This window comes from Mucilaginibacter terrenus (genome assembly GCF_003432065.1).
GTDB lineage: Bacteria > Bacteroidota > Bacteroidia > Sphingobacteriales > Sphingobacteriaceae > Mucilaginibacter > Mucilaginibacter terrenus.
This window is the reverse complement of record NZ_QWDE01000001.1, coordinates 1,800,075-1,812,133: the sequence shown is the minus strand read 5'-3', so window position 1 is coordinate 1,812,133 and position 12,059 is coordinate 1,800,075. Positions and strand designations below refer to the sequence as shown.

Genomic DNA, 12,059 nt, shown 5'->3' with positions numbered 1-12,059 from the left:
AAATCCGCATCATCTTGCTTTTTGTATTGACAATTGTTTAAATTACAAACAAATCCATTGTCGATATGAAAAGAACTATACTTGCATTGCTGCTAGCTGTTTTAGCAGTTCCGGCCTTTTCTCAAACGCCTTCGAAAACTTTCAAAACAAGCGATTTTTACAAAATACCTGCTTTAAGCAGTGCTGAGATATCGCCGGATGGCAAGTGGGTTGCTTATAGCGTGTCTACGGTGGATACTGCTAAAGACAAGCGGGTATCTCATCTTTGGATGCAAAGCTGGGACGGCAAACAATCCATACAGCTTACCCACGGTGCCGAACCTGCATCGCGGCCTAAGTGGAGCCCGGATGGCATGTACATCTCATTCCTTTCATCCCGTGAATCTAAGAACGGCTCGCAATTATGGCTGATGGACAGGCGCGGTGGGGAAGCCAAAAAGGTTACCGACATAAAAGGTGATCTGGGCTCTTACGAGTGGAGTCATGACGGAAAAAAGCTGGTAATGGTGATTCAGGATCCTGAAAACAACGGCAAGGATGCGCCGAAAACGCCTAAGCCAATTGTTATAGACCGTTATCACTTTAAACAGGATTACGAGGGGTACCTTGAAAACCTGCATACCCACCTGTATATCTTTAATATCGAGACCAAAAAGCTGGACACGCTTACAAAAGGCAAGTTTGATGAATCGTCCCCATTGTGGTCACCTGACGGAAAAAGCATTGTATTTGTAAGCAACAGGGATGCCGACCCCGACCGCAGCGAGAATACGGATATATTTACCATTGAAGCACGCGCCGGCGGTAACGTAAAACAGCTAACCACCTGGAAAGGGCATGATGTTAGCCCGCGATGGAGCCCGGACGGTAAATACATAGCTTACTTGCGCCAGGATAGCGAAGGTTATAACATGTATGATGAGAATATTTTGTGCCTGATGAATGCTGATGGCAGCGATAATAAACTGCTTAGTAAAGAAATTGACCGGCCGGCGGCAAGCCCCGAGTGGAGCAAGGACGGCAAAAGCATAGCCTTTTTGGTAGACGATGACCGCGAACGTTATGCCGCTGTTTACAACCTGCAGAGCAGAAAGATAAGCGTAATGCAGAGCACCCGTGGCAAAATAAACCTGGACGACGTCATCGCGCACTCTGCAGGAAATTGGCTGGTAAGCGTTAGTACGCCGCGTATGCCCTTTGAATTGTATGCACTGGAGGGTAATAAATTGAGAAGGTTAACCCACCATCAGCAGGAATGGTCAAAAGATGTACAATTTGCGCAGGCAATGCCTTTTCAGTCCACCAGTAAAGATGGTACTAAGGTATCGGGCATTTTGTACCGCCAGGATAGTACAAGCACTAAAAAGCTTCCGTTCATATTGTTTATACATGGCGGCCCTGTTGGACAGGACGATTACGGGTTTGACGCTACTTCCCAGGCGCTTGCAGCGGCCGGGTATGCAGTGGCTTCCGTTAATTACAGAGGCAGCTCGGGCAGGGGTATTGAGTATACCCGTGCTATAAACGCAGATTGGGGAAACAAAGAGGTGATTGACCTGCAGGGTGCTGTGGACGAGTTAGTAAAACGCGGCATTGCCGATCCTGATAAATTGGGTGTAGGCGGTTGGAGTTATGGCGGTATTCTAACCGATTTCATGATTGCTTCAGACACGCGCTTTAAAGCAGCGGCAAGTGGCGCAGGCAGCGCATTGCAAGTCGCTAATTATGGTATTGATCAGTATGTATTACAATACGATAACGAGTTAGGGCAACCATGGAAGAACCCCGATGTTTACACCAAAATATCATACCCGTTCTATCATGCAGACAGGATAAAAACGCCTGTGCTGTTCATGTCGGGCTTAAAAGACTTTAATGTACCAACTGCAGGCAGCGAGCACATGTACCAGGCACTAAAGTCGTTGGGGATAGATGCAGAGCTGATACTTTACCCTAACCAGTTCCACGGGATCAGCACCCCAAGTTACCAGGTAGACAGGGTAGACCGCTACATAAAGTGGTTTGATAAATATCTTAAATAGTCTTAACGCAAAAAAGAGGTTAGTTTAAAACTAACCTCTTTTTCATTTGGGCCTTTACAGTTCTTAGCTTTCGCTGATCTGTGTATCGTCAGTCACTTCTAACTTGCCTTCTATCGAGTCGTCAAGTGTTTTTCCTACAGCTGCACCAACAAGCTGCTTGGCAAATGCTACTGCATTACCATGCTTGTTGTCCCAATAATAACCTTGTGTGGGCGATACTTTTATTACGGTGATACGCGGGTCGTCTTCCCCCTCGGTAAACCACGTTTTCAAAATTGGTTCCCAAAGTTCTTTAATTTTCTCTTTGTCGGTACTGATTTCGGCTATTCCATAAATCATCAGGAAATCAGAATATTTTGATCCCTGGAACAACAGCTGTACCATTGGGTCGGTATCAATCTCCATGTTTTTGTGGCTGTCGTTCGCGCTTAGGAACCACAGGTCGCCGTTGTCGTCAATCTTTTGTGGCGACATAGGGCGGGTTGAAAACGGAAGGCCGGTTTTTATGTTGCTGCAAAAAAAGCAGCTAACGCCTTCGGCCATTTCCTTTATTTTTTTGAAAGCATCGTTGCCTTCAAGGTTCTCGAAATTATCTTCAGGTTGTTGCTGATTAATACTGTCCATGGTATCTTATATTTATAGGTAAATGATAAGATATTAACCGTCTGGAAAATTTTTTGTTTTGAAGTTGCTTCAATAACAACTACTACCATAGCGAGTAATAGCAGTTTGCTTTTTTGGCTATGGTTTTAATTAACTTGCTGGGGCAACTCCATTACATGAACGGCAAGACAAGTAAGATATCAGGGCGTACTACTACTTTACGTTTATTTGTGCTGACAGCGTTTATGGTCCTGCTGTTAGCTTGTGATAGAAATATCATAGGTTTATATGGACATCAAATGAATCGACCCGGTCCAAATCTGTCTTTCATCGACCTTGGGTCCGATAGTACCGTCGGCTATTACACCTTCAGCGACATCACGGGTAGCGGACAGGTTTGCGGCAGGTGGCGGCTGAAAAATGATACAGTTCAATTAATTGCTGATTTGCGTAAAGCAGTGATCGACACGATGCAAATGATCAAACTTGTTGAGGGCGGGTACGGGAAGGATAGTGTCAAGGTAACCATTCGGGACCAAAATGATTCTCCTGTGACAGGGGTTTCGTTGCGCATGAATGGGAATGATCCGGTAGTGTATACCGATGTTTTAGGTAATGCGACTTTTGCTGCAATGAAGGTAAATACTGTAGAGATCGGTTACCTAGGATTCGGCAAACGTGTATTTGAAGTAAACGCAGGGACTAATGCGTATTTGATTACAATGAATTTCGCTCTTTTGCCGCCATTGAACCTTACCGAACTCAAATTACCTCTTGCGCTCATAAAAAAAGGGCGTACCCTGTACCTCATTGTAGGTGATACCTTATCCAAAAACGACGTATTTAAAAAGTTAAAGCCCAGGCGATCTTTGTTATAGCGAATGACCTTAACTGTGTCAAAGAACATATCGTCAAAATACTTACGCAAACACCATCTTCCGTTCCGGGAAGCGCGAAGCATAGCCTGTAACCATATTTTTGATATAATCGTTACCAGGATAGGGGGTAAGGTGGTTCTTCAACTGTTGAATGTTATCAGCATCAAAATAGTGCGATATATATCCCATTCCGTAGAAACGCCCTTTTTCTATCAATATACAACTGTGTTCATCGCTGGTTCGGCCTTCATCACGTATGGCGAAGGTAGGCAGGGCATGTTTCAGCTCATCTATCGCCGCGGTTACTTTAGTGTTGTATTCATCTGGCGTTTCGTGGCCTTCGCAGGCACAGGAGTTTACGTTATTACCCAGGCACGGAGCGTCGTTCTTTTGTATGAAGCACAACTTTGGGCACAGGCTATAGGTCTCCACCAGTGTGGTAAGGAGGTTATGGCCTTCCACTAACGAATTGCATGCGTAAACAGACGGCATATGCTTGCGGTGCTTGTCTACGGCAAGCCTGATGTATCCGCGCTGGTCTTCGTAAGCATACAAGCCGTAGGTATTCTCGAACCGCTTAAGCGAGCGGTTGTACTTAGGCCAAAGCCGTTTTATTTCTACAGCTTCCATCACAAAAGCAATTAACTCTGTGCCGCATACCTGGTGGCTGATATTGTAAATGTTCTTCAGGAATTCCTGCCTTTGCTGCCCGGGGTTATTGCCGGTAAAATGGCTGCATACCCGTTTTTTGATGTTTTTGGCCTTGCCTACATACACTACCTTGCCTTTTTGGTCGTGAAAGTAGTAAACGCCTGGCGACTGCGGCAAACGCTCAATATCCGCTTTGGATAAGTTAGCAGGCAGCACCTGCTCTTTGGAGTTTTGCTTTAATGCCTGTCCAATGTGGTTGTTTGCATCTGTTTTAAGCAGTAAGCTAAAGAGTTCTGCAGTGGCTGCTGCATCTCCCATGGCCCGGTGACGGCTGTTGTTTTGTATACCCAAATGGCTGCAAAGCTTTCCAAGGCTATAAGATAGTAAGCCCGGCATTATCTTACGGCCCAGCCTTACCGTGCACAGCTTGTTACAGTTGAGTTCGTAGCCGGCAGCGTTTAGGTGGTACCTTAGAAAGGAGTAATCGAAATTGACGTTATGCGCTACAAAAATGTGTCCTTTAAGCAGGTGGAATATTTCGTGTGCTACATCTTCAAAGGAAGGGGCACCCTGTACCATTTCATTGGTAATACCGGTAAGCGCCCGTATGTAAACGGGAATGTCGCGTTGCGGATTTACCAAAGTCTCAAAACGACGGATTACTTTTTTACCATCATGTATGCAAATAGCTATTTCCGTTATGCCGTTTGCGCTGGCATGTCCCCCCGTAGTCTCAATATCCACAATAGCGTACATAAATCAAATGTAACTATTTGCTAATTATATTAGTTAATAAAATGTTGAAAAAGTTTCGGATGTTGATAAGAGGAAAGTACACATCTTGCAGTTTTCAACAAAAAGCCCAATAGTTTACTATCGGGCTTTGCTATTTATTTAATTTAAGATTACACTTATTTCTTCTTCGCCTGCACCTGCTGTTGCTGGCGCATCATTTCTTCAAGTTTTGCGCTGAAGCCCGACTTCTTTTTGGCGTCTTCAGGTTTCTTTTTGTTTTCCTGTATTTGTGCATGTATCTTCTTATCATCTACCATAAACTTGATAAGATACTGTTGTAAGAAGGTGAACATATTAGCAAGGAAGTAATAATAGTTCAAACCTGCAGGATAGCTGTTAAGCGTAACCAGGAACACCAGCGGGGTAATGTAACCAATATACTTCATCTGCCCGGTAGCTCCGGATATCTGGTTGTTGAAGTAGGTGTAAATAAGTGTGGAGATGGTCATCAGCAAACACATTAAACTAATGTGGCTAACGCCCATAATTGGTGAAAAGCTAATCACCGCATCATAGGTGGACAGGTCATGCATCCAAAGGAAACTTTGACCCCTGAGCTCAAATAAGCTCGGGAAAAAGCGGAAGAACGCAATCACTATCGGCATCTGTATCACCAAAGGCAAACATCCGCCTAACGGGTTTACACCAGCTTTTTTGTAAAGCTTAAGATATTCCTGCTGCAGCAGGGTAGGGTTGTCTTCACCAACTTTAGCTTTTATCTCATCCATTTCCGGCTTAATAACCCTCATCTTCGCCATAGACAGGTATGACTTGTAGGTAAGCGGTGAAAGCACAAGTTTTAGTATCACGGTAAGTATCAGGATGATAATACCATAATTCATGTTAAAGTTATTCAGAAAGTTAAAGATAGGCAGGGTAGCAAACTGGTTGATGTATTTAAGCGGTCCCCAGCCCAGGTTAACTATCTTCTGCAGATCGTAACCCTGATCTTTTAGTATAGAATACCTATTTGGTCCGAAATAAAACTCCAGCGGTACAGCACCCAGCGAGTTGCGGTTGAAAGCTATATCAGCTTTCATCTGCTTAACATCAGTAGTGTCGTTAATGTCGGTGGTCACTGCCAGGTTAGACTTGCTGATAGTTACGCCTTCTTTGGCAATAAGGGCGCTTGAAAAGAAATGCTGCTTAAAAGCTATCCACTGTAGTTTTTGGTCGTTTATAGCTTTGGTGTCGTCCTTGGTTTCGCTCAAATAATCTACGCTGTTTTCTGTGTTTTTAAAGTAAACGGTAGAATAAGTACGCTCCATTTTGATGTCGCGCTCCTGTTTGTGCAGGCTGGCAGCCCAGCTTAAGTTTATGGTACCACTGTTGGCAATCACCTGATCTAAACCCACAGGTTTAATAGTAAAGCCTACTTTAAAACCGGTGCCCTTAAGGCTGTAAACATAATCGATATACTGCGTTGGGCTGTAGCTTAAACGCATAGTAAGCGATGCAGAATCGCTGCCTGCAACTTTTAAGCTGGTTGTACTTGGCTTAAAGTAAAGGCTGTTGGTGTTGATAGCTTTACCTGCGGCGCTAAAAGTTAAGCCAAACGCGTTATTGTCACCACTGAATAGAATAAGTGGTTTTTTGTCATACGTTTTGTAGTTCTTAAGTTCTGCCGAGTAAACGTTACCGCCTTTGGTTGATAGTTTTATGCTGATATCGTTGTTTTCCAGCGTTATCATGCTGTCTTTACCAACGGTAGCTGCGCCGAAAGGAGCTTTAAGTACTGCAGAATCAACCACGCCTTGTGCTGTTGCAGAAGTATCTGCTTTGGCCGACTGTGCTGCGTTGGCCGCAGTTTTAGTTTTTATATAGCCTTTCTTTATCGAATCCTGGTGAGCAATTTCCTGGTTCTTTTTAAGTTCGGCTTCTGATGGTTTCATCCACCAAACGCCAACTACCATTATCACCATGATCAGGAATAATCCTGTAAATGTATTTTTGTCCATTATTTGTGTATCGTACTAATATCCTTTAGTTCTTGCGGGCATAAGCCAGCGAAGCGGCGACAAAGTTAATAAAAAGTGGGTGCGGATTAGCAACTGTTGATTTTAATTCGGGGTGGAACTGGGCGCCTACAAAATACGGGTGGTTTTTAAGCTCTACAACCTCAACAAGCCCATTATCAGGGTTAATGCCTGATGGTGTTAAGCCTGCCGCTTCGTAGTCCTTCAGGTAAGTATTATTAAATTCGTAACGATGGCGGTGGCGCTCGCTGATGCGGCTTTTACCATATATAGCTGCTGCTTTACTGCCCTTTTTAAGTTCGCAAGGGTAAGCGCCAAGGCGCATTGTACCACCTTTCGCAGTAATCCCTTTCTGATCTTCCATCATGTCGATAACCGGGTGCGGGGTATCAGCATTCATTTCGGTACTGCTGGCGCCTTCAAGATTAAGCACGTGGCGGCCAAACTCTACAACTGCGCACTGCATGCCCAGGCATATACCAAAGAATGGAATGTTATTCTCGCGTACGTAACGTATAGCTTCTATTTTGCCCTCGAAACCGCGCTCACCAAAACCAGGAGCAACCAACACGCCGTGAAGGCCTCTAAGCTTGTCTACTGCGTTCTCAACAGTAAGTTGTTCCGATGGTATATATTGTACCTTAACCTTGCACTCGTTTTTAGCACCGGCGTGTATGAAAGCCTCTATAATAGACTTATATGCATCGGGAAGTTCTACATACTTACCCACCAGGCCTATGCGCACCTCGGATGTAGGGTTCTTTAGACGGCCTAGGAAATCTTTCCAGCTTTCCAGATCAGGTTCGTTCTTGGCAGGCAGCTTTAGTTTTGCAAGTACGGTTTTATCCAGTTGTTCTTTCAGCATCAGCAATGGTACATCGTATATGGTAGATGCATCCATCGATTCGATTACCGCATTGATGTTTACGTTACAAAAAAGTGCGATTTTTTTTCTGATGTCGGCATTTATGTGGTGCTCGGTGCGGCAAACCAGTATATCCGGCTGTATACCGTATTCCAGAAGCATCTTTACCGAGTGCTGGGTAGGTTTGGTTTTTAACTCGCCTGCTGCAGCCAGGAAGGGGATAAGCGTAAGATGGATCACTAAAGCATTGCTTGGGCCGGCTTCCCATTTAAACTGACGCACAGCCTCTACAAACGGCAGCGACTCAATATCGCCCACGGTCCCACCTATTTCGGTGATCACGATATCATAATCGCCGCTTTCGCCTAGGATACGCATGTTGCGTTTGATCTCGTCGGTAATGTGCGGTACTACCTGTACCGTTTTTCCAAGGAATGCACCTTCGCGTTCGCGGTTGATAACGTTCTGGTAAATACGGCCGGTAGTAATGTTGTTAGACTGTGAAGTTGGCGTGTTCAGAAAACGCTCGTAATGGCCAAGATCAAGGTCGGTCTCGGCACCGTCTTCGGTAACATAGCATTCGCCATGCTCGTAAGGGTTAAGCGTTCCGGGGTCAACGTTGATGTAGGGGTCGAATTTTTGAATGGTTACCCGGTAGCCGCGGGCTTGTAAAAGTTTAGCTAATGAGGCCGAAATAATGCCTTTTCCTAATGACGATGTAACGCCGCCCGTAACAAAGATGTATTTGGTCATGATCTTTTTTGAATCAAATGGCCGGGCTTTTACCCCTTAGCCAAATGTTTGTGTACGGGATACAAAAGTAAGAAAATTTGCGGGCTTTGGGCTACCTATTTACAATTGTTGAAAAGGGGAGTGTTGTTGAAAGGGAAGTATGGTAAAGTTGAAACACCTGTAATTCTGAATACCAGCTACATGCCACTGTCCTGCGTGGCGTTTACTACTTTGAATTTGTTTTTCAATTTCAGAAAGTACCTTTCAAAACCATAATAGGAGATCACCGGCACTACTATAATCCACACGAGATTAAACGGCCACGAGACCACGTACAGAGATAACCTGGCATCGCCGGAGGTGAATAGTTGCTGCCAGATATAGATACTGTAGGATAATACGCCAATAAATGACAGCCATTTAAGGTTAAGAAAACGATAGAACACGTTGCCTGACGGAACAATGTTGGTAACCACTATATAGGCTGTAAGCAGCGAAATGATGCCATTGGTCAGAATTGCTTTTACCGAGTAAAAGTCATCAAACCGGAGCCAAACTATCAGCACCAGCGCTACCAGGTTGCCCGGCACTTTTGTTGTTTGCAGCCAGCTTTGATCCAGCACCTTACGGAATACCAACAAGGCCAGCAGGCATCCGGTAGCTATAGACTGGAACTTGATAAAGTAGTGGGTGATAAAATAAGGCAAGCCGCTGTTTATTGATGGAAAAACCTCTTGCAAGGCACATACTACAGGCAGGCCAAACACAATAAACAGCACACAGTAGTAAAACACCTTGCGATTGATCTTTAGGATGATAGGGAAAAGAATGTAGAACTGCTCCTCTACAGACAACGACCAGTAGTGACCCGTAAACCAGGAGAAGTCATGCGAACGGAAGTAACTGAAGTTCATGAGATAGGCCGCTGCACCGGCGAACTGAAACCATTTAATACTAAGCTGAAAGATCAGGTTAAGTACAAGCATCACGAGCAGGTACAGATAAGCAATCGGGAATATCCGGAGGACCCTACGGGTGTAGAACTTTGTTAACCGTAAGCCGCCTGTAGCATCTTGCTCTCTCAAACAAAGCGAGGTGATCAGAAAGCCGCTTAGCACAAAAAAGATGTTCACCCCTAACGAGCCGTTAAAAAGCATGGACATCCATTCATTACCCCCAAGATGAAGGTGCGCAACCACAACCATGATGATGGATATGCCCCGCAAGCCATTTAATGATGGGTAATGGCTTTTTAGTATAGCATCAGAAGGAAGGAATACGGCTTTGTCCGGTTTGGGCATACCCTCAAATATAGGTAAATTCTATTTTGAGGCAGATGGTTACTACTCTGCTATCCAGCCCGTGTCGCCGTTGCTTTTCACTAGTAAATAGTTGCGGTAGGTAGCCAGCAAATTAACTTTTTCACCTGCAGCAAGCACTTTCTTGCTGGCCGCAGAGGCCCTATCTGGCGTGTTGTACAATGGCTGATCTGCCTTTAGCGTTAGGCTACGGATGTTATCCGTGGCGGTGACACTCCTGCTGCTGATATAACCATGTTGCCCATCGGGCAGGCTTACCTTATACCAACTGTCTGTTGCGGCTTCAACAGTCATTGCGGTGTTCTGGGTAAACGTACTTACAGCAAGGCCCTTTTCCGACGGGATGTTGTACAGTTTTGCAGTTCTGGCTGCAATGCGTACAGTGTCACTTAGATTTTTTAAGGATGCAGATATAGCTGCAGGTTCCTTTACTTCCCTGTTTACAAAAGGCAGTGGGTCGATAGCGCCGCCATTAGTATAAATACCAAAGTGCAGGTGAGGCGGCGTAGTGCGCGCGTTCCCTGTATTGCCAACAAGCCCAAGCGTGTCGCCGATGGATACGGTCTGGCCGGGTTTGGCTATCTGCACATCCAGGTGGGCGTAATAAAGGGTGTAATCTTCATTGTCTGGATGCATGAACACTACGTTACCGCCCAGCTTATTTGCTGTTACGCTGGTTACCGTGCCGTTTGCTGCCGCAATGGCCGGGGTATGCTTCGGTGCAAAAATATCAACACCTTCATGCTTTCTGCCGCCTTCGTCGCGCCCGTCGCCCCAGAAACTGCCTATATGCGGCTTGCCCGATGCCGATACCGGGAAGCTTAATGATGGCCCTGTGGTTATTGTTAAGGTATATTCGCCGCTGCGCAACAGTTCGGGCTGAAGGCGTAGGATGTACTTGCCGCTTTCCTTTACTTCAAACTCCATTACCGCGCCTGTGGTATCTGCTGATGCAGCTAGTTTAGGTGCAGCCGGCAGGTTCTCGCTAAACAGATCCAGGTAGATGTTGAAATTGCTTATCGGCTTTTTGGTGATGCTGATGCGCAGCTTCTGCCCTCGCCTGGCATCAAAGCGCAGGGCTGTGCCGCTTGCCCTTTCATCCGGGAAGTAGCCGGTTTCTTTGTACGGTATATTGATGTTTAGCGGATTGGCTATTGTTTGCCCCGCTTGTTTAAGCCAGGCAGCACCCAGCGCCGAGTTACTAAGCCCGGCATCTTTGAGCTTTTGCGCGTAAGCGTCATGCGGTGACAGCTTTTGGAATATGGCCAGCGGACCACGTTTGGAGCAGGAAGCCATAATGGCTGAAAGAAGTACTAATATGAGGAGTTGACGTAGTGACATACAGGTAACTTATAATGATAATACCTGTTCACCACACTAAAGGTTTTATCGATCCTAAATCATCGGGAAGGTAAACTCGTCTGGTAGAGCTGAAAGTTGTTGATTACGATTGACGCAGCTGTTGATTGTCATCGAGGGCACTTGATTTGGCAGGTTTTCAGGGAACTCTAACGACAGATTGTTTGCCATGCACTTATCAACAATTTGTTCTGCTATTAATGCAGCGTCAGTAAGGTTTAACTTGCTTTTATATATGTCACCTAACAGGTCCGTCCGATTAGTAAAGTTTGATTCAAGGAATCTGCACTGAGCTAAATCGTTGTCCGGCGTACTATAATTGTTAAAAGTATTTGAATTATGAGTATCAATTCTTCTCTGCTTAGCTTTTTGTAAGTTTATAAAAGTAATAGTTGGTGCCCAGCATTAACACAATAATGCTGCTTAGCCATAAATAATAACCGGCTTCAAATGACACTATTGTTCCCATAACTCCACTTTCAGATCCAAGTATATTTTTCCAGCTCAGAAAGCTAAGTGCCAGCAAGAAGGCGGCAATAGATGTTACTATAGTAAAACGAAAGTTCTTGAAAAGACCAACTATGGTTAATACCGCTAACGGATTAGCCAGCCAGATACAAAATTCCTGAAGACCACCACCCAAAATTGCTAAAGCACCCATTCCAAAATAATCGATTGAAGAAATACGATGAATGCTCACGTAATCTATCGTTATCGCATCGAAGAATAAAGAAATTAGAAATAAAATAATGCTTGTTCCTACAACAAGCAATCGTAATTTATGAGTGGTCAATGTTGCAGGGTATGCGTAATTAATGATCTTATATACTGGTATTGAA

General features: G+C 44.8%; 9 protein-coding genes. 2 read left to right on the top strand and 7 right to left on the bottom strand.

Annotated elements, in window-relative coordinates; genetic code table 11:
* The first annotated feature begins 65 nt into the window (after positions 1–65).
* On the top strand, positions 66–2,042 hold the full coding sequence (locus DYU05_RS08020; RefSeq protein ID WP_117382429.1) for an alpha/beta hydrolase family protein: 1,977 nt from the start codon (positions 66–68) through the stop codon (positions 2,040–2,042).
* A gap of 63 nt (positions 2,043–2,105) precedes the next feature.
* Here the strand turns inward: DYU05_RS08020 and DYU05_RS08015 are convergent, their stop codons facing one another.
* Positions 2,106–2,666: a pyridoxamine 5'-phosphate oxidase family protein gene (locus tag DYU05_RS08015; protein WP_117382428.1), complete on the bottom strand. Its 561-nt coding sequence runs from the start codon at positions 2,664–2,666 to the stop codon at positions 2,106–2,108.
* A 119-nt stretch (positions 2,667–2,785) separates the two neighbouring features.
* On the opposite strand from DYU05_RS08015, the gene DYU05_RS08010 reads away from it, so the two are divergent.
* Complete coding sequence (locus DYU05_RS08010; protein WP_117382427.1) at positions 2,786–3,523, top strand: hypothetical protein; 738 nt, start codon at positions 2,786–2,788, stop codon at positions 3,521–3,523.
* Positions 3,524–3,565: 42 nt separating this feature from the next.
* Here DYU05_RS08010 and DYU05_RS08005 read toward each other — a convergent pair whose 3' ends face one another.
* The 6 genes from DYU05_RS08005 to DYU05_RS07980 form a co-directional block, all read right to left on the bottom strand.
* Positions 3,566–4,930: an exonuclease domain-containing protein gene (locus DYU05_RS08005; RefSeq protein ID WP_117382426.1), complete on the bottom strand. Its 1,365-nt coding sequence runs from the start codon at positions 4,928–4,930 to the stop codon at positions 3,566–3,568.
* A 155-nt stretch (positions 4,931–5,085) separates the two neighbouring features.
* Complete coding sequence (gene yidC, locus DYU05_RS08000) at positions 5,086–6,927, bottom strand: membrane protein insertase YidC (protein WP_117382425.1); 1,842 nt, start codon at positions 6,925–6,927, stop codon at positions 5,086–5,088.
* A gap of 25 nt (positions 6,928–6,952) precedes the next feature.
* Entirely contained in the window at positions 6,953–8,563 is a 1,611-nt protein-coding gene (locus tag DYU05_RS07995) for a CTP synthase (protein ID WP_117382424.1), read from the bottom strand.
* A gap of 176 nt (positions 8,564–8,739) precedes the next feature.
* A complete protein-coding gene (locus tag DYU05_RS07990) occupies positions 8,740–9,843 on the bottom strand; it encodes an acyltransferase family protein (RefSeq protein WP_117382423.1) in 1,104 nt (367 codons plus the stop codon).
* 42 nt (positions 9,844–9,885) lie between these two features.
* The gene (locus DYU05_RS07985; protein ID WP_117382422.1) at positions 9,886–11,202 is read right to left on the bottom strand and encodes a M23 family metallopeptidase; all 1,317 of its coding nucleotides are present in this window, start codon (positions 11,200–11,202) and stop codon (positions 9,886–9,888) included.
* Positions 11,203–11,581: 379 nt separating this feature from the next.
* Positions 11,582–12,013: a hypothetical protein gene (locus DYU05_RS07980; RefSeq protein ID WP_133300196.1), complete on the bottom strand. Its 432-nt coding sequence runs from the start codon at positions 12,011–12,013 to the stop codon at positions 11,582–11,584.
* Positions 12,014–12,059: the final 46 nt, after the last annotated feature.

Coding starts and splice junctions, on each gene's coding strand:
- DYU05_RS08020 (WP_117382429.1), top strand. CDS start 66: ATGAAAAGAACTATACTTGCATTGCTGCTAGCTGTTTTAGCAGTTCCG.
- DYU05_RS08015 (WP_117382428.1), bottom strand. CDS start 2,666: ATGGACAGTATTAATCAGCAACAACCTGAAGATAATTTCGAGAACCTT.
- DYU05_RS08010 (WP_117382427.1), top strand. CDS start 2,786: ATGGTTTTAATTAACTTGCTGGGGCAACTCCATTACATGAACGGCAAG.
- DYU05_RS08005 (WP_117382426.1), bottom strand. CDS start 4,930: ATGTACGCTATTGTGGATATTGAGACTACGGGGGGACATGCCAGCGCA.
- yidC (WP_117382425.1), bottom strand. CDS start 6,927: ATGGACAAAAATACATTTACAGGATTATTCCTGATCATGGTGATAATG.
- DYU05_RS07995 (WP_117382424.1), bottom strand. CDS start 8,563: ATGACCAAATACATCTTTGTTACGGGCGGCGTTACATCGTCATTAGGA.
- DYU05_RS07990 (WP_117382423.1), bottom strand. CDS start 9,843: ATGCCCAAACCGGACAAAGCCGTATTCCTTCCTTCTGATGCTATACTA.
- DYU05_RS07985 (WP_117382422.1), bottom strand. CDS start 11,202: ATGTCACTACGTCAACTCCTCATATTAGTACTTCTTTCAGCCATTATG.